16 protein-coding genes and 2 tRNA genes are annotated in these 17,531 nt (G+C 38.9%); 10 read left to right on the top strand and 8 right to left on the bottom strand.

Annotation, left to right across the window (positions count from 1 at the left end; genetic code table 11):
• Positions 1-12: 12 nt before the first annotated feature.
• On the top strand, positions 13-147 hold the full coding sequence (locus CRT24_RS20675) for an integrase core domain-containing protein (RefSeq protein WP_373604704.1): 135 nt from the start codon (positions 13-15) through the stop codon (positions 145-147).
• A 547-nt stretch (positions 148-694) separates the two neighbouring features.
• On the opposite strand, the gene CRT24_RS11885 is transcribed toward CRT24_RS20675, so the two are convergent.
• Complete coding sequence (locus CRT24_RS11885; protein WP_099371448.1) at positions 695-1,327, bottom strand: nitroreductase family protein; 633 nt, start codon at positions 1,325-1,327, stop codon at positions 695-697.
• A gap of 25 nt (positions 1,328-1,352) precedes the next feature.
• Positions 1,353-1,955, bottom strand: a complete 603-nt coding sequence (locus tag CRT24_RS11880) for a TetR/AcrR family transcriptional regulator (RefSeq protein WP_099371447.1) — start codon at positions 1,953-1,955, stop codon at positions 1,353-1,355.
• A gap of 141 nt (positions 1,956-2,096) precedes the next feature.
• Here CRT24_RS11880 and CRT24_RS11875 point away from each other — a divergent pair, with 141 nt between their 5' ends.
• A complete protein-coding gene (locus tag CRT24_RS11875) occupies positions 2,097-2,966 on the top strand; it encodes a patatin-like phospholipase family protein (RefSeq protein ID WP_180269125.1) in 870 nt (289 codons plus the stop codon).
• On the opposite strand, the gene CRT24_RS11870 is transcribed toward CRT24_RS11875, so the two are convergent.
• Complete coding sequence (locus tag CRT24_RS11870) at positions 2,963-3,790, bottom strand: alpha/beta fold hydrolase (RefSeq protein ID WP_099371445.1); 828 nt, start codon at positions 3,788-3,790, stop codon at positions 2,963-2,965. The genes CRT24_RS11875 and CRT24_RS11870 overlap by 4 nt on opposite strands.
• A gap of 137 nt (positions 3,791-3,927) precedes the next feature.
• Between CRT24_RS11870 and CRT24_RS11865 the strand changes: the two genes are divergently transcribed.
• From CRT24_RS11865 to CRT24_RS11845, 5 genes are all read left to right on the top strand, one after another.
• Positions 3,928-4,001 (top strand) — tRNA-Arg (locus CRT24_RS11865).
• 417 nt (positions 4,002-4,418) lie between these two features.
• A tRNA-Arg gene (locus CRT24_RS11860) sits at positions 4,419-4,492 on the top strand.
• 71 nt (positions 4,493-4,563) lie between these two features.
• Positions 4,564-5,133 carry an adenylate kinase gene (locus CRT24_RS11855; RefSeq protein ID WP_099371444.1) on the top strand — a complete coding sequence of 190 codons (570 nt, stop codon included), beginning with the start codon at positions 4,564-4,566 and terminating at the stop codon, positions 5,131-5,133.
• A 24-nt stretch (positions 5,134-5,157) separates the two neighbouring features.
• A complete protein-coding gene (obgE, locus tag CRT24_RS11850; RefSeq protein ID WP_099371443.1) occupies positions 5,158-6,156 on the top strand; it encodes a GTPase ObgE in 999 nt (332 codons plus the stop codon).
• Between the two features lie 1,055 nt (positions 6,157-7,211).
• Positions 7,212-7,982, top strand: coding sequence for a TIGR02757 family protein (locus tag CRT24_RS11845; RefSeq protein WP_099371442.1), 771 nt, complete (start codon positions 7,212-7,214; stop codon positions 7,980-7,982).
• Positions 7,983-7,990: 8 nt separating this feature from the next.
• Here CRT24_RS11845 and CRT24_RS11840 read toward each other — a convergent pair whose 3' ends face one another.
• The 5 genes from CRT24_RS11840 to CRT24_RS11820 all read right to left on the bottom strand — a co-directional run bounded on the left by CRT24_RS11840 (position 7,991) and on the right by CRT24_RS11820 (position 13,931).
• Entirely contained in the window at positions 7,991-8,428 is a 438-nt protein-coding gene (locus tag CRT24_RS11840) for a GNAT family N-acetyltransferase (RefSeq protein ID WP_099371441.1), read from the bottom strand.
• Positions 8,425-9,423 (bottom strand): type I glyceraldehyde-3-phosphate dehydrogenase, encoded by a 999-nt coding sequence (gap, locus tag CRT24_RS11835; RefSeq protein WP_180269124.1) that lies wholly within the window; start codon positions 9,421-9,423, stop codon positions 8,425-8,427. Before gap ends, CRT24_RS11840 begins: the two co-directional genes overlap by 4 nt.
• A complete protein-coding gene (locus tag CRT24_RS11830; protein ID WP_099371439.1) occupies positions 9,423-10,064 on the bottom strand; it encodes a peroxiredoxin in 642 nt (213 codons plus the stop codon). Before CRT24_RS11830 ends, gap begins: the two co-directional genes overlap by 1 nt.
• Before the next feature lie 130 nt (positions 10,065-10,194).
• A complete protein-coding gene (gene secDF / locus CRT24_RS11825; RefSeq protein ID WP_099371438.1) occupies positions 10,195-13,215 on the bottom strand; it encodes a protein translocase subunit SecDF in 3,021 nt (1,006 codons plus the stop codon).
• Between the two features lie 248 nt (positions 13,216-13,463).
• Complete coding sequence (locus CRT24_RS11820) at positions 13,464-13,931, bottom strand: hypothetical protein (RefSeq protein WP_099371437.1); 468 nt, start codon at positions 13,929-13,931, stop codon at positions 13,464-13,466.
• Between the two features lie 211 nt (positions 13,932-14,142).
• Between CRT24_RS11820 and guaB the strand changes: the two genes are divergently transcribed.
• The 3 genes from guaB (at position 14,143) to CRT24_RS11805 (ending at position 17,523) form a co-directional block, all read left to right on the top strand.
• Positions 14,143-15,618 (top strand): IMP dehydrogenase, encoded by a 1,476-nt coding sequence (gene guaB, locus CRT24_RS11815; protein WP_099371436.1) that lies wholly within the window; start codon positions 14,143-14,145, stop codon positions 15,616-15,618.
• A 151-nt stretch (positions 15,619-15,769) separates the two neighbouring features.
• A complete protein-coding gene (locus tag CRT24_RS11810; RefSeq protein WP_099371435.1) occupies positions 15,770-15,895 on the top strand; it encodes a 30S ribosomal protein THX in 126 nt (41 codons plus the stop codon).
• A 194-nt stretch (positions 15,896-16,089) separates the two neighbouring features.
• The gene (locus CRT24_RS11805; RefSeq protein ID WP_099371434.1) at positions 16,090-17,523 is read left to right on the top strand and encodes a sodium:alanine symporter family protein; all 1,434 of its coding nucleotides are present in this window, start codon (positions 16,090-16,092) and stop codon (positions 17,521-17,523) included.
• Positions 17,524-17,531 lie beyond the last annotated feature (8 nt).

Genomic DNA, 17,531 nt, shown 5'->3' with positions numbered 1-17,531 from the left:
AAGCAAGAGTTTATGCTGGACAGCGAATGGCCAGATGAATTGTCCGTCCGAAGATCTGTGGAACAGTGCATTAGAATATACAACACAAAGCGACCACATTGGTCACTGAAACTCAAGACACCTGAGCAGGTCCATGGAGCAGCTTAAAACGGACTAACATTGAGGTGTGGAAAGTAAAAGAAAAAAGAAGCAAAAAAGAAAAAAAGCTGTTCAAATGTGGAAAACTCCTACGGAGTTTACACACATTTGAACAGCCCAATAATAACAAAAAAGTGTCTACTTTTTTTAGGACATGACATGAAAGGCGCTGATAGCGTAGTTGGAACACAAGTCAGGCCGGCGCACAGGGCCATCGTGCAGACTTGTGCTAGCAGTGCTGAAGATTGTCGCTATCGGTGGCACAAGTGGAAGACAACGGAAACAGGATTTCGCTGGCATTGTCAAAATTGCTGGTTGGTGGGGACACCAACCAGGACGAGAGACCGGACACCAACCAGGGCGAGAGGCTGGACACCAGCGAGGGCGAGAGGCGCTGATAGGGTAGTTGGAACACAAGTCAGGCCGTCGCACATGGCCAGCGCGCAGACTTGCGCTAGCAGTGCTGAAGATTGTCGCTAGCGGGCGCCGAAGTTGAAGGCATTAGATAAAAAAAGCTACCTTTTAGGGGTAGCTTGAAAAATTTATTTATTGATTCTTAGTTTTTGCTGATTACAAAATCTTCTTTTGCGATTCTGACTTTTTTAAGGTTTACTAACCAATCGTTGTCGATATCTCTGTGTCCTAACGCCAAGACGGTTACCGAGCGCAATCCGAGTTCGTTCAACCCTAAGAATTGGTCAATTGCTGCATTGTCAAAACCTTCCATTGGGGTTGCATCTACACGAAGTTCAGCTGCTGCTCCGATTGCAAGTCCGAATCCAATATAAGCTTGGCGTGCTGCGTGTTCGAAATGTTGGTCTTTGGATTGGCTGTTAAAGCGTGCCATCAAGCCATTTTTATAGTCATTTGCAAACCCAGTTGGCAAACCTCTTTCTACTTCTTGTTGCAAGAAAACAGAATCCACACGTTCTTGTGTATACTCATCGTATGCCGCAAAAATCAGAAGGTGAGAAGCATCCACGATTTGTGATTGATTATATGCTAATGGTTGGATTTGTTCTTTTAATTCTTGATTGCTGATTTCGATAATTTTGAAAGGATGCAATCCTGAAGAAGTTGGAGCAAGGCGAGCAGCTTCAATGATGTAATCTACTTTTTCTTGTTCAACTGATGCACCAGTCATTTTTTTGGTAGCATATCTCCATTTTAAATCTTCTAATAAGCTCATTTTGTGGGTAATTTTTATTTTTGTTTTATACTAATATTGATTTTATATATCCATCAATAGCATCCTTTAGCACTTCAGAAGGACAGATGTTGTCTCTGCTGTTCAGTGAAAGAAGTTCTATTGCTACGATTCCATGAAGGATAGACCAAAGGGTCTTTAATTTTAAATATTTATCGATATGGGTTTTTCCACTCAGGGCAATTGCTTCTTCGATCAGACCCAACATTTTATTTGAAACTTTTTTTATGTTTTCCGATTCATTGGTTTTCTCACAAGTTGGAATTCCCAACCCGAACATAATTTCATAATGCTTTGGGTATTTGACAGCAAACAGCCAATAGGCTTTAGCAAGCTGACCCAATTTATCTGAGACTTCCTTTGAATCATCTATTTGCTCTTCTAATTCTTTATGAAGATTTTGAAATCCTTCTTGGACAAAAAAGGTTGAAATAGCCTCTTTGTTTTCAAAGTGTTTATAGATTACAGGTACGGAATATTCGATAGCATCGGCAATTTTTCGGATAGAAAGCGCATTCCAGCCTTCATTTTCCACGATTTCACGTGAGCATGATATGATTTGCTGTTTCAGTTCTTCTTGTTGCCTTAATCTTCTTTCCGTTAGTCCCATCGTTATTTTAGTTAACAGTGTTATCAAAAGTAACAATGATAGATAATTGTTGCAAACAACTATTTAAAAAGAAACATAAGTATGACAATCATCAGTAAATTTTTCCGCTTATATTCTTGCAAATTAGTCTTAACTTTAAGCATGAACTTCTTAAAGAGTAAACGCAAAGTATCCTTGGTTTTGGGCAGTGGTGGTGCCCGCGGGTTAGTTCAGATAGGTGTTATCCGGAGTCTGGAAGAGAAGGGTTATGAGATTGACGAGGTTGTGGGTTGTTCTATAGGTTCTTTGATCGGGGCTGCTTATGTGGAGGGCAAGCTAGTGGCTTTAGAAGATTGGATGCGAGCCATAACAAGGCGTCAGGTTTTCAAATTGATGGATTTCACTAATCCAAAGTTTGGGTTGCTGAAGGGAGAGCGTGTTTTTGAGTCTTTAAAGGATATTTTTCCGGATAAGAATATTGAGGACATGAATATTCCTTTTCGGGCGATTGCGACGGATATGGTGAGTGAGAAGGAGGTTGTTTTTGAGAAGGGGAGTGTTTACAAAGCAATTAGGGCATCTATTGCTATTCCGGCAGTTTTTACGAGTATTGAGAGTGAGGACTGGAACTTGGTTGATGGTGGTGTGATCAACCCATTACCGATCAATTATGTTCGCAGGAAGCGAAGGAATATCGTTGTTGCGGTTAATTTGGATGGGAAGCCCGATGCGGAATTTGGGCCTTATGCTGGGGCGAAAGGTTTGAATGCAATCTCTATGCTTCAGGAGTCTTATTTTATGATGCGCAGAAGATTAAGCCAGCTTTCCGTTGAATTGTACAAGCCTGACTATGTCATCAACGTTCCTCACAATATTGCAGGCCTCTGGGATTATGATAAAGCATCATTTATGATCGACATGGGGAAGCAACTGACGGAAAAAATTGTTCCTGATGGTCCTATCAAGAAGAAAGTGGTGAAAGTGAATAAAGAAAACAATAAAGAAGATTCAGAAAAAAAAGAGGCCGTTTAAACGACCTCTAATAATAACTTATTCATGTGAAGATTGAACTCTTCAGGATTTTCTAGATTTGGTAAATGGCCGCAGTCTGCCATTTCAATATATTTTGAACCTTTGATGTTTTTGTTTAACTCCTCCATCAATTCTGCTGGAGTGATTTTGTCTTCTTTTCCTCTAACGATCAAGGTAGGCACATTGATTTTCGAGAGCACTTCAGTTGTGTCGGTTCTAGATGCCAGAGCCAATAGCGTAGCACAGATCGATTCTATACTGTTCCGACGGATACTGCTTTTTATTAATTCTACTGCATCAGGTTTATTCTCGATGCTCTTTTTAGAGAATACATTTCCAGTAAATCCAATGGCATATGGTCTGCGTCCATATTGTAAAACTGCTTGAATGGCATCGAATCTTTTTTGTTTGCCGGCATTGTCATCAGGTTTGCTGTGTGTGTCGGCAAGGATAAGTCCTGAAATTTTTTCTGGGAACAGTTGATATGCACGCAAAGCGATGTATCCACCCATTGATATTCCACAAAGAACGGCTTTATCGATTTCAAGTTTACGCATAAATACACCCAGGTCTTTAGCGAAAACATCAACTGAGAAGAAGCCATGACCTTTGGTTGTATTACCATGCCCACGGATATCTATGGCGATTCCTGTCACATTATCTTCTAGACTTTCCAATTGCTCACGCCACATTTTTTTGTTGAATGGAAACCCGTGCAAGAAAATAATGGTTTTCTCAGGTTGTTCTGTTGCTTTTTTAATGTAATAAGAGATGCTTATATCTCCAATTCTGATTTTGTTGCTTTTAATTATTCGATCGGCCATAATTTTAAATATATAAATATCAACACGATATGCAAAATATAGTTTGAAAATGATTAAAAAACGGAAAAATGGTTTGGAAAGTATAAAAAAGTAACGATATTTGCGCCACCTCAACGGACAATATGTCCTTAAAGAATGCGCTCATAGCTTAATTGGATAGAGCATCTGACTACGGATCAGAAGGTTAGGGGTTCGACTCCCTTTGAGCGCACTTTTTTTTAGTAGTTAGTAGAGAGTATTTAGTATTTAGACTTTTCCTTTAGATTTTTCCTTAAGATTTTTTTAGTAGTTGTTAGAGAGTATTTAGTATTAAGACTATTTCTGTAGATTTTCGTTTCAGCGGATATTAAGTAGATTTTTTAATAATATAAAGATGATTTGAGGCAGTAGTTATGCTTCGGATTTTAAGGGTTGTTAGCTCATTATTCTTAAATCATTGTTTGACATTAAGTTATCGTGTTTCGGTTGTTTAGGAATGTTGGCAAAGATTCTGTTAGTAATTAGAATTGAGGTATAAAATGTTGGATTAAATGCTAGAAAATGAAAAAAATTTTTGCTGAGACTATTATTTCCTTATATTTGCATCACCAAAACAGAAAGGGCGTCAGTCGTATTAGTATTGGTTGCCGCGCTCATAGCTTAATTGGATAGAGCATCTGACTACGGATCAGAAGGTTAGGGGTTCGACTCCCTTTGAGCGCACTTGGAAAGAGCCTAATTCTTATACGGGATTAGGCTTTTGTTTTTTTACATCTAAAAATAACAACAACATTATGCTAAATCTAGTTTTATTCGGTCCTCCAGGAGCAGGTAAAGGGACTCAATCGGCCAAATTAATCGATAAATACGCTCTACACCATATTTCAACTGGAGACATGTTTAGAGGACACATCAAGGACCAAACTCCTCTAGGAAAAGAGGTTAGTCAGATTATTGCTGACGGTAATTTGGTTCCAGACTCCATTACTATTTCCATGTTGGAAGAGGAGTTGAAGAACAATCCTGATGCTAAAGGTTTTATCTTTGATGGTTTTCCACGTACGGTTGCTCAAGCTGAAGCATTGGATAAATTCTTGGAAGCAAACAATACTTCAATCACTGGAGTTATTGCATTGGATGTAGATGAGGCAGAGCTTACTCAACGTATTGCAAAGCGTCAAGAGATTTCAGGTCGTGCGGATGATGCGGCTGATAAATTGAAAAAACGTATTGAGGAATACTTTGGTAAGACGATTCATGTATTACCTTATTATGAAGAGCAAGGTAAACTTAGCAAAGTGAATGGTATTGGCGATATCGAAGAGATTTTCGCGAACCTTTCCAATGTTATCGATAATTATTAATAAAAAAACTGAATAGGGGTATTTATGGCTCAGGGGTCAAATTTTGTTGATTATGTAAAGGTATGTTGCCGTTCTGGACATGGTGGTGCCGGATCTGCTCACCTACACCGTGATAAGCACACGGCAAAGGGTGGTCCAGATGGTGGAGATGGCGGTCGTGGTGGACATATAATCTTAAAAGGATCACATCAATACTGGACCTTACTTCACCTTAAATTCAGAAAACATATTATTGCTAATTCGGGTGAGCCAGGTGGTAGTGCTTTGCAAACAGGAGCAAACGGTAAGGATGAGATTCTGGAAGTTCCTTTAGGTACTGTTGCCAAGAATGCTGAAACTGGAGAGGTTTTATTTGAGATCACCGAAGATGGTGAGACGAAAATATTAACCCCCGGTGGAAAAGGTGGTTTAGGGAACTGGCATTTCAAGTCATCGACTGTGCAGACGCCAAGATTTTCGCAACCGGGTTTACCGGGTAAGGAAGAATGGATCATATTGGAGCTGAAAGTTTTGGCTGATGTGGGATTGGTTGGTTTTCCAAATGCAGGGAAGTCGACATTGTTATCTGTTGTTTCTGCTGCCAAGCCAGAGATTGCAGATTATCCATTTACTACCTTGGTTCCAAATTTAGGAATAGTTAGCTATAGAGATGGGAAATCATTTGTTATGGCAGATATTCCAGGTATTATCGAAGGTGCGGCAGAAGGAAAAGGTCTTGGTCACCGTTTCTTGCGCCATATCGAACGGAATTCGGTTTTGTTATTCCTGGTTCCTGCAGATACAGATCGTACCATTGAAGAAGAATATAATATTTTGCTGAACGAGTTGACAGCATACAATCCAGAATTGTTGGATAAGCCAAAGATCCTTGCCATCAGTAAGTCGGATATGCTCGATGATCAATTGGAAACAGAAATGTCAGAGCAAGTTCCAAAAGGAATTCCATATTTATTTATTTCTTCAGTGACTGGTAAGAATATTCAACAGTTGAAGGATTTAATCTGGAAAGAGATCAATCAATAGGATTTTAAAGATATATTAAATAGATAATCCCGGATCTATGTATTCCATTGTTTTAGCTTTGGATATGTAGATTCGGGATTTTTTAATAGTTACACCCCTACAGGGTTGTGTGGCGTCGTATAATCATTTCTATAATAGTTGCACCCTTACAGGGTTCTATGGCGTTGTATTTCTATAATAATTGCACATTCTAGGGAGGGTAGGGGCTTAAATGCTATTGGAATACATTATGTGGCAGGTGGAGACACCTGCCACGGCGGTGAAAACTCAGGTTGTGTGGCTTCCTTTATGCACCATTTCTATAATAGTTACACATCCTAGGGAGGGTAAGGGATTAAATGCAATAGGTATGGATTAGGTGGCAGGTGGAGACACCTGCCACGGCGGTGAAACCTCATCAGAGTACAAGAAACAGTTTCCATCTCTTACGAGATGGAATGACACGAATGTTGAGAGGGAGAGGGGGCGATTTTTGGGGAAATGACTTGCGGCGAGCCGCAAGTCATTTCCCCAAAAATCGCCCCTTTTAAAAAAAAAGAATCTGTCATTCCAGAGCTTTAGCTCTGGAAACTATTTTGTGTTTATAATAACACAACCCCATCGGGGTGACAATATTATAGTAGGGAATAAAACAAACATGCCACACCTACGGCGTTGGTATTTGAGGTGATTTTCATTTCTATAGGTATTACATGCCTACGGCATTTAAGAGATATTTCATGCCTCCGGCATTTAACCCCGATGGGGTTTTTGGGGTTTATGACCATATTTTCTATAATAGTTACACCCCTACAGGGTTGTGAGGCTTCCTTTATGCATCGTATCTATAATAGTTGCGCCCCTACAGGGTTGTGTGGCGTCATATAATCTTTTCTATAATAGTTTTATCATAATGATGGTTGGTGGGGACACCAACCATGGCGTCGTTAGGACACCAACCATGGCGTCGTTGGGACACCAACCATGACGTCGTTGTGACACCAACCATCTATTTTAACAAAGTTGCCACACCGATGGCGTTGGTGTTTGGGGTGATTTTTGCTACTTTAGTGTAAATGGATTTGTCATTAAAAGATTTTTTGGATCGTAAGGTTGAGGAATATAATCGGCCTGATTTTATTCCCAATGATCCTATTAGTATTCCGCATCAATTTACAGAGAAACAGGATATTGAGATTATGGGTTTTTTCGCAAGTATATTGGCTTGGGGTCAGCGAAAGACCATTATCAATAAATGTAATGAATTGATTGAACGTATGGACGGGAGTCCGTATGATTTTATTGTCAATCATGGGGATGAGGACTTGAAAAATATGTTGGGTTTTAAGCATAGGACATTCAATGATACCGATCTTCTCTATTTTATTAGTTTTTTTAAATATCATTATACTCATTTCACAAGTTTAGAAGATGCCTTTTTACAGGTAGAGGACATGAATGGCTTCAGCATTGAGGAGTCCTTGAATTCGTTTAAATCGTATTTTTTTTCATTGCCTGATTTTCCTCACCGGACACGCAAGCATGTCAGTTCACCTTTGCAGAAATCAACCTGCAAAAGGTTAAATATGTTTTTGCGATGGATGGTGAGAAAGGACAATATGGGGGTTGATTTTGGGATTTGGGACCAGATCAAGCCAAAGGACTTAATATGTCCATGTGATGTACATGTAGAGCGTGTTGCTAGGAAATTTGGATTTATCCAATCCGACAAAGTGAATTGGAAAACAGCAATTGAACTAACTGATCATCTGAAAGAACTGGACCCTGCAGATCCTGTAAAGTATGATTTTGCACTTTTTGGATTAGGTGTTGCAGGAGAGTTATAAAATAAAATTTAGTAAAAAGGAATGAACATTTCTTTATGATTTCCAGCATCTTTATATTGGAATTCATCTGACATATATTCGAATCCCATGCTTTCGTAAAAGGGATAAGCTATTTCCCTAGCTATGCACCATAAATAGTCACCTTTTAATTGAGTTTTTATATGCTCAATTGCAGCTGACAGTAATTCTTTTGCATATCCTTTTCTTCTAGCTTCTGGCAAAGTTGCCATTCCTCGAAGCCGGTAGCCTTTATGAGGAAGTTTTGGATGGTTTGTTCTGTGGACGGTCAATATACATTGAAGCTTGTTGTCTTCGTCATAGAATCCTAAATGGAAGCTGTCAGGCTTTAAATCCTCTGGGTTAAGGCAAAGCTTTGGATCCTTTCCTTTTTGCAGTACAGCGCTTCTAATGGGTAGAGCATCTTCAACTTTTATAAATCGAATCATTTTTTTGCCAATCTGAATAATATGTCAACAAGTCTATTGGAGTACCCAAATTCATTATCATACCAACCCACAACTTTTACTAAACCCCCAACAATACTTGTCAATTCAGAATCAAAAACACAAGAATATGGGTTATTGATGATATCTACAGATACGATTGGATCCTCGGTATAATAGAGCACATTTTTTAATTCACCTTCTGCTGCCTCCTTGAATTTTTGGTTGATTTCCTCTACGGTTGTTTCTTTAGTAAGGTTACATGTAAAATCCGTCAATGATCCGTTGAGCACTGGTACCCGGATTCCTGCTCCACCCAATTTGCCATCCAGATGTTTGAATACGTTTGTGATAGCTTTAGCAGCTCCAGTAGTCGTTGGTATTATCGAAGCAGATGCAGCGCGGGACCTTCTCAGGTCACGATGAGGTGCATCATGAAGATTCTGGTCGCCAGTCATGGAATGCACTGTTGTGATATAACCATCCACGATTCCCCAATTTTCATCTAGGATTTTGATCAGTGGAGCGACATTGTTTGTAGTACATGATGCATTTGAAAAGATTGGCGTATTCCAGTCAAAATCTCGGTCATTTATTCCGAGTACAACAGTTGGTACTTCTTTATCAGGGGATGGTGCCGAGATAATTACCTGCTTAGCACCTGCCGAAAGATGTTTTTCAGCGAGTTCTTTTTTAACAAACAATCCGGTTGATTCAATTACCACATCGATATCAAGGTCTTTCCATGGTAATTCTTCCGGGTTTCTTTTGTTAAAGATCTGTATTGATTTGCCATCAATGAATAGATGATCTTGGTCATGCTCTACCTTTCGGTTCAATGGTCCGTGTACGGAGTCGTATTTAAACAGATGGGCCAAAGTTTTGGCATCTGCAAGATCATTGATTGCGACCACTTCAATCTCGTTGAAGTTTCTATTGAGTAGATTTCTTAGGGTATGGCGTCCGATTCGACCAAACCCATTGATGGCAATTCTCATTATTTTTTGAATTCAGCGATTACTTCATTAATATCTTTTTCACCTTCCCAATACGATTTTAATTGGCCATCAGGACCATAGACATAATTTGCTGGGAACATATTTGGGATATGGAATTTCTGTACAAACTCTTGGTTTCTGTCCCACAGCATCTGTACGTTTTCTTTGCCTTCAAGTTCTTTTCCGAATGTGGTGAAGAATTGCGCCATCAAAGCCGGGTCATTCATAGATACATACAGCACATTGATGTCTTTGATTTTATCGTAATTTTTCGCTAATCCTTTAGTTTCATTTTGGCAGTGGCTACATCCTGGGTCGAACAGCACGAATACTGTATTTTTTCCTGCAGGGATATCTGCTTTTGAATATGATATTCCGGATTTTACTTTATAGAAATTAAATTCTGGTATGCTCAGCGCGGCAGCTTTTGTTGTTTGAGGAGCAGCAGGAGCGGGGTTTGTTTGCGTTGACTGTTCGGTTGCAGCATGTTCGTGTGTGCTATGATCATGAGCGCTATGGTCATGTCCAGCATGATCGTCATGTGCTTCCGTTGTTTCAGATTTCTTGTCCTGATTATTACATCCCACAGCTAAAACACCTAAGGAAAGGCAAAGAGAGGATAGGATTAATTTATTTCTCATGTCTTGTGATTAAGATTCAAAACTAATAAAAAATATATAGGATAATGATTCGTGAAGGTATATAAAACAGTTTTTTGACAAAAAAAGGCCCTGAATTTTCAGGGCCTTAAATTTTTATGCAGATTCCAGATTATGGAGTAACCACTTTTGCTTGTTTTCTTTCTTTTTCTTTTGCAGATTCAGCTAAATGTTTACCACCACTAAGGTCGTAAATAGCTGGTGCAGCCAAGAAGATAGAAGAATATGTTGCTACCACGATACCGATCAAAATAGCGAATGAGAATCCACGGATCACTTCACCACCAAACACAAACAATACTGCCAATACGAAGATTACTGTCAATGAGGTAATCACTGTACGGCTCAATGTTGAATTGATTGCATTGTTAATGGTCGTGCCGATTTCTTCTTGATGAGCATTTGGTTTTTTCAAGTACTCACGAAGGCGGTCAAATACAACAACCGTGTCATTTACAGAATAACCCAATACGGTTAATATTGCTGCAACAAAGTGTTGGTCAATATCTAGGGAGAATGGTACGATTCCATCCAATATTGAGAATAGACCCATTAGAATGATACCATCGTGAATTGTTGCGATCGCTGCACCTGCCGAATATTGCCATTTTTGGAAACGGATCAAGATATATGCAGCAATAGCTAAGATTGAGAATACAGCGGCATAAATTGCACGGTCACGGATATCACTTGCAATAGTAGGACCTACTTTTTGTTGAGAAAGGATTTCGTATTTATTTCCTTGAATCTTAGTAAGACCTTCATTTAATTTACCTAATACTTCAGCATCAGCCTGGTCAGAAGTTTCTTCAATTTGGTAAGAAGTGGTTATACGCAGTTGGTTTTCATTACCAAAAGTTTTAACCTCTGTTGTTGTACCAAAAATATTATCTAAGTTTTCACGTACAGCTTCTGGGCTTACACTTTGGTCGTAACGTACGGTATAAGTACGTCCACCTTGGAAGTCAACTCCGTAAGAGAACCCTTTAGTAAGAATTGCAGCGAACGATATTACGATTGCGATTGCAGATATGATATACGCAACTTTTCTTTTCTTGATGAATTGGAAGTTTGCGTTTTTCAACGTATGGTTAGACCAAGGGAATGAAGTTGTGATTTTCATATCTCTGCTCAACATAAATTCGAAAATCAAACGAGTGATGAAAATCGCAGTGAACAAAGAAGTGATAATACCGATCATCAAAGTTGTTGCAAACCCTTGAATAGGGCCACTACCTGTGAAGAACAGGATTAAACCTACTAAGAACGTTGTGATCTGCGAGTCAAGGATAGAAGGCATTGCATGTTTATAACCATCTGCAACGATTTGTCGAGGTGATTTACCCAATGCTTCTTCCTCACGCATCCGTTCATAGATTAGTACGTTTGCATCCACTGCAGTACCCATAGTCAATACGATACCTGCAATACCAGGCAGTGTCAGTACTGCATTCAATGAAGCAAGAACGCCCATTAAGAAGAATACGTTGAAAATCACGGCGATGTTAGCTGCAATACCAGCACGGTTGTAGTAAGCAATCATAAATGCCATTACTACGATGATACCGATCACTGCAGAATTTACACCCGAATCAATAGCTACTTGACCCAATGAAGGACCAACGATCGCTTCTTCCACGATTTTAGCTGTTGTAGGAAGTCTACCAGCTTTTAAAACGTTTGCTAAGTCTTTTGTGTCTTCAATCGTAAAGTTACCAGAGATTTGAGAGTTACCGTTAGGGATTTCTTCGTTTACACCAGGAGCAGAATATACTACACCGTCCAACACGATAGCGATATGATCTCTATTTTGTGCTGCTTGAGCAGTAATTCTTTTCCATTGACGAGCACCATCAGCATTCATTTCCATAGAAACGATTGGACTGTTTTGTTGGTCAAAACCATCACGTGCATCAGTGATTACCTCACCAGTCATTACTGGTCCATTTTCAGAACCTGAAGTTTTGATAGCGTATAAAGAAAGGAAATCTTTAGCATTGTTTTCTGGTTTTACTGCCCATAACAATTTCAAGTTTCCAGGGATAATAGATTTTACCTCAGGACGAGCAAGTAAAGCATTCACTTTTGCTGTATCTTTCAAGTTGGCATAACCTACTACAGCACCTGGAGCCAATTGTTGTTGACCTCCTTGGTTGAAAGTAGATGGAGAAAGAACTGCGAACAGTGGGTTGTTAGCTAAAGCGGCAACATCAGGTTGAGCAGCTGAGTCTGTTTTTGCAGAATCGGAAGCTTTTTGATTTGCTCCAAGCTTAGCCAATAAGTTTTCTTCTTTTTTAGTTGTATCAGCAGTATTAGCTACAGTAGAGTCGCTAGACACGTTAGCAGCTGGTTTGTCCGCTTTCAACGTTGTTGCCAATGTTCTGTTTACATTTTCAAGAAGAGAATATACTTGTGGGTTTTGGTAAGTTTCGTAGAATTCCAATTTGGCAGAACCTTGTAAAAGCTTACGAACGCGTTCTTCATCGTTTACCCCAGGTAATTCGATCAGGATACGGTTGGTTCCTTGTTGGATTTGGATATTAGGAGAAGCTACACCGAATTTGTCAATACGCGTACGTAATACTTTGTATGAGTTTTGGATAGCATTGTCAGCTTCTCTATTCAAGAAATTACGAACATCAGACTCTGAACTAGTTCCTTTAATTACAGCCGCGTTGTCTTTTGTTGCAAAGAAAGAAGCGATAGGAGTAGAAGCACCAGTTGCTTTATACTCGTTCATGAATAAATCAATCAACGAAGTGTTGGTTGTTTTACTTTTGTTTACAGCATTTTCCAATGCTTTGTTGAAGTTTGCGTCTTTAGGATTTCCTGCCAGGTTAGCGATAAGTTCGTTCAATGAAATTTCCATTGTAACGTTCATACCCCCTTTTAGGTCCAATCCTAGAGCAAGTTCATTTGCTTTAGCTTCGCGATAGGTGAATTTAGCTATACCTATATTATATACTACCTCACCTGCAATGGAATCCAAGTATGCTTTTTCTTTAGCCATGTCGCCATTGGCGTATTCCGCTGCGTCTTTTTCAACTTTACGTGTTACAAAAGTGAATGATAAGGAGTAGAGGCACGCTAAGGAAACCACTATCACCAAAAATTTAATCAGCCCTTTACTCATTGTCTAATCGTAATAAATTATGGTTTTTATGTTCTTTTTTAAGCTTAATAATATTTTACCAAGATTCGCAAAGGTATAAAAAAATTACATAATGGAAATAGTATATCAAACTTAATACGGAAAAAGTTGTTTGTTAATATTAGCTTAATTTTCAGGTAAAACTGAAGCGAGTATTTATTAAGTACGGTATAAAACAAAAAAGGCTTTTCAGAATTGAAAAGCCTTTTCTATGCTTGTATTGTTTAAATTTATTTCAAGATAAATTTAAATCCTAAACTGAAACGACCAGCTTCGAAGTTAGAGTTGTCAGAAAGGTTCCACCAAGGTTTCCAGTCGAAGTGGATTCCAATTGGAGTTGAAGGGATTTTGTATTCTAAACCAGCTTGAGGGCGAATTGCGAAAGCAGAACCACCGTCCCAGAATCCGATTTGAGGACCTACCCCTAAGTACCAACCTAAACCACCTGCACCAGAGAATGGGCGATTGTAGTTATAGTCAACACCAACAACAGTTAGACCGTCGCCGAATAATACTTGTGCTTGACCTGCGTTAGCACCACCGAAAGAATGTTTTACTTGAGGGCCGAATAAAGTTTGTCCGTCTCCAAGATCGATACCAAGACCGATTGCAGTTCTATAAGGAGTTTGCGCTTTTGCTTCGTTAACACCGAATGCTAAAGCTGCTGCAGCTGCTAGTGATAGTAATGTCTTTTTCATAAATATTGTGTTAATTAAACTTTAATTTATGCTACAGATAGCAATTAGCTTGCCAAATTTTAACAAAACCTTAACTCTTTCATTAAAGTACTTGTTTTCGGGTACAATATTCATAATGTCGATTTTATGTAAATAGTTATATAGAGTTTGATTATTCATGATAATTTCGTAAGTTTGCCTCGCAAATAGGAAACCCCATATAATATTTGCTATGCAACTAGATCCACAAAAATTCGTACAAGAAGGACTTACCTACGACGATGTTTTATTAATCCCAGCTTATTCTGAAATATTGCCTCGTGATGTAGATACCAGTACATTCTTGACCAAGAAAATCAAATTAAATATTCCTTTAGTATCTGCTGCCATGGACACAGTTACTGGAGCAGATCTTGCGATTGCCATCGCTCAGGCGGGTGGAATCGGCATGTTACATAAGAATATGACTATTGCAGAACAAGCTGCAGAGGTTCGTAAGGTGAAGCGTTCGGAGAGTGGTATGATCCAAGATCCGGTTACTTTATTGGAGAATGCTACAGTAGGTGATGCATTTCAAATCATGAAGGAGCACAAGATTGGCGGTATTCCGGTAATTAATGCTGAGAATAAATTAGTAGGAATTGTTACTAACCGTGATCTTCGTTTCCAAAAAGATATGGCTCGTCCTATCAGTGAGTTGATGACTAAAACAAATTTAGTTGTAGCACCTGAAGGCACGGACCTTATTATGGCAGAAGAAATTCTTCAGAACCATAAAATTGAAAAACTTCCAGTTGTAAATACGGACGGTGTTTTAAAAGGACTGATTACTTTTAAAGACATTCAGAAATATAAGCACTATCCAAATGCAGCAAAAGATGAACATGGTCGTTTATTGGTTGGTGCTGCAGTAGGTGTTACTGTAGATACATTAGACCGTGTTGAGGCTTTGGTTAAAGCAGGAGTTGATGTTGTAACGATTGACACTGCTCATGGTCATTCATTGGGAGTTATCAATAAATTAAAAGAGGTTAAGGCTACTTATCCTGACTTACAGGTTATCGTAGGTAATATCGCTACTGGTGATGCAGCAAAAATGTTGGCTGATGCTGGAGCAGATGCTGTTAAAGTAGGTATTGGTCCGGGTTCAATCTGTACGACGCGCATAATTGCAGGCGTTGGTGTTCCTCAATTATATGCTGTTTATGAAGTTGCCAAAGCCTTAAAAGGAACCGGAGTTCCGTTGATCGCAGACGGAGGTATCAAACAGACTGGTGATATAGCTAAAGCAATAGCAGCAGGTGCGAATACCATTATGGCAGGTTCGTTGTTCGCGGGTGTTGAAGAGGCACCAGGTGAAACCATTTTATTAGAAGGTAGAAAATTCAAGTCCTATCGTGGAATGGGATCGGTAGAAGCTATGGAAAAAGGTTCTAAAGATCGTTATTTCCAAGATGTGGAAGATGATATCAAAAAATTAGTTCCAGAAGGAATTGTAGGCCGTGTTCCGTATAAAGGAACATTGGCAGAGGTAGTTTATCAATATATTGGTGGTCTTCGCGCATCTATGGGATATTGCGGAGCAGCAACGATAGAGAAACTACAAGATGCAAAATTTGTTCGTATTACAGGTGCTGGATTACGTGAGTCACACCCACATAATATCCAGATTACAAAAGAAGCACCGAATTACAACAGTAGAGGATAGGCATATCCTTCTTGGGGAAAAATAAAAAAGCGGGCCATGGGAATACCATTGCCCGCTTTTCTTATAATGTTGATTTTGTAATCTATCTGATTTTTAGTATCTTGAGAATCCAAAACATATTTTTATTAAATCATAACATAAATTACAACTTATGGGAAAAGGAGATAAAAAAAGTAGAAGAGGAAAAATCATCATGGGTTCATACGGAAAAAAAAGACCTAGAGATCCATTTAAAGGTAGAACTACCGTAAAAAACACAGAGAAAAAATCTAAATAGTAAATATTTTCTGAAATGTAAGAGCATCTTAAAAACACATTAAGATGCTTTTTTTTGTTACCTGCATTATACAAATCTTTGGTTTATTGCAGAAAAATTGAGTTGATTATCTCTATAGAAGAATGAATATTTATAGATACAATCTATGCAATAATTCGGGAAAGGATGGAATGTTATGTATATTTTAGCGTTTCATGCAAGAAATTATAGACAAAATTTATAGTATTATTTGGAGTGATGCTTTGGTTTACTTATGCCTTTTGGCAGGCGTATACTTTACCATCAGGTTCAAATTTCCCCAGTTAATTTATCTTAAGGAAATGGTTCGCTTGTTATTTTCAGGTGGCGGATCTAAGAAGGGTATTTCTTCCTTTCAAGCATTTTCATTGGCAATTTCGGGCCGTGTTGGAACAGGTAATATAGCAGGAGTAGCTACTGCGATCGGTATGGGCGGTCCAGGGGCTGTTTTTTGGATGTGGATTATTGCTTTTTTGGGCAGTTCCTCTGCTATTATTGAAGCGACCTTAGGTCAGCTCTATAAAGAAGTAAAAGATGGGGAATATCGGGGCGGTCCAGCATATTATATCAAAAAAGGACTGAAGAGCAATGTCTTTGCTTGGGTTTTTGCTGTTGTAACTATCGTAAGTACTGGGTTTTTATTACCAAGTGTCCAAAGTAACAGCATTGCTTTGGCTATGAAATCTGCTTTTAATATTTCACCCATGGTTGTTGGGATATTGCTTGTGCTTCTACTAGGCTTTATTATCATTGGAGGTGTTAAACGTATCAGTAAGGTTGCTGAATATGTAGTACCTTTTATGGCAGGAGCTTATATTTTAATGGCTATAGTTATTATAATAATCAATATCCGCGAGGTACCTGAGGTATTTAAGTTGATTTTCCAATCGGCATTGAATCTTGAGGCCACCTTTGGTGGGATTGTCGGATCGGCAATATCATGGGGCGTGAAGCGAGGGATTTACAGTAATGAGGCAGGTCAGGGCACGGCACCACATGCTGCAGCGGCAGCTGAGGTTAGCCATCCTATCAAACAGGGTTTGGTGCAGGGTTTTTCCGTGTATGTTGACACCTTATTTGTTTGTACCGCTACGGCGTTAATGATCCTATTTACTGGACAATATAACGTTGCACATCCAGAGGGTGGTTTTATCGTCCAACATATTCCGGGAGTGGAGGCTGGTCCAGAATTTACCCAATTGGCCGTTTCACAACATTTTCCCACACTCGGAGCAGGTTTTATTGCTATTTCACTTATGTTTTTTGCCTTTACGACTATCATGGCCTATTATTATATCGCGGAATGCAATGTAAGTTTTATTGGAAAAAATCGCAGTAGAACAATCCTTATTTGGTTATTAAGGGTTATGATATTGGGGTCTGTTTATTTAGGCTGTATCTCGACGGCAAAAATGGCCTGGGATCTAGGCGATATTGGGGTTGGACTGATGGCATGGCTAAACATGATTGCTATTATTTTGTTGCATAATAAGGTCCTGAAATTAATGAAGGATTACAACGAACAAAGGAAAGAAGGAAAGGATCCTGTTTTCAATAATACAAGTACTAATTTTTCTGATGTTTCAATTTGGGAAAAGAATAAAAAGTAATATATAAA

The organism is Sphingobacterium sp. 1.A.5, from assembly GCF_002734235.1.
In the GTDB taxonomy this organism is placed as follows: domain Bacteria; phylum Bacteroidota; class Bacteroidia; order Sphingobacteriales; family Sphingobacteriaceae; genus Sphingobacterium; species Sphingobacterium daejeonense.
Note: the sequence above shows the minus strand (reverse complement) of the source record. Positions and strands in the feature narration are given on the sequence as shown.

Bases quoted from the DNA above. Each gene is read 5' to 3' on its own strand.
- CRT24_RS11855 (WP_099371444.1), top strand. From the start codon at position 4,564: ATGCTAAATCTAGTTTTATTCGGTCCTCCAGGAGCAGGTAAAGGGACT.
- CRT24_RS11885 (WP_099371448.1), bottom strand. From the start codon at position 1,327: ATGAGCTTATTAGAAGATTTAAAATGGAGATATGCTACCAAAAAAATG.
- CRT24_RS11845 (WP_099371442.1), top strand. From the start codon at position 7,212: ATGGATTTGTCATTAAAAGATTTTTTGGATCGTAAGGTTGAGGAATAT.
- CRT24_RS11880 (WP_099371447.1), bottom strand. From the start codon at position 1,955: ATGGGACTAACGGAAAGAAGATTAAGGCAACAAGAAGAACTGAAACAG.
- CRT24_RS20675 (WP_373604704.1), top strand. From the start codon at position 13: ATGCTGGACAGCGAATGGCCAGATGAATTGTCCGTCCGAAGATCTGTG.
- CRT24_RS11810 (WP_099371435.1), top strand. From the start codon at position 15,770: ATGGGAAAAGGAGATAAAAAAAGTAGAAGAGGAAAAATCATCATGGGT.
- CRT24_RS11840 (WP_099371441.1), bottom strand. From the start codon at position 8,428: ATGATTCGATTTATAAAAGTTGAAGATGCTCTACCCATTAGAAGCGCT.
- gap (WP_180269124.1), bottom strand. From the start codon at position 9,423: ATGAGAATTGCCATCAATGGGTTTGGTCGAATCGGACGCCATACCCTA.
- CRT24_RS11830 (WP_099371439.1), bottom strand. From the start codon at position 10,064: ATGAGAAATAAATTAATCCTATCCTCTCTTTGCCTTTCCTTAGGTGTT.
- CRT24_RS11805 (WP_099371434.1), top strand. From the start codon at position 16,090: ATGCAAGAAATTATAGACAAAATTTATAGTATTATTTGGAGTGATGCT.
- obgE (WP_099371443.1), top strand. From the start codon at position 5,158: ATGGCTCAGGGGTCAAATTTTGTTGATTATGTAAAGGTATGTTGCCGT.
- CRT24_RS11870 (WP_099371445.1), bottom strand. From the start codon at position 3,790: ATGGCCGATCGAATAATTAAAAGCAACAAAATCAGAATTGGAGATATA.
- guaB (WP_099371436.1), top strand. From the start codon at position 14,143: ATGCAACTAGATCCACAAAAATTCGTACAAGAAGGACTTACCTACGAC.
- CRT24_RS11875 (WP_180269125.1), top strand. From the start codon at position 2,097: ATGAACTTCTTAAAGAGTAAACGCAAAGTATCCTTGGTTTTGGGCAGT.
- CRT24_RS11820 (WP_099371437.1), bottom strand. From the start codon at position 13,931: ATGAAAAAGACATTACTATCACTAGCAGCTGCAGCAGCTTTAGCATTC.
- secDF (WP_099371438.1), bottom strand. From the start codon at position 13,215: ATGAGTAAAGGGCTGATTAAATTTTTGGTGATAGTGGTTTCCTTAGCG.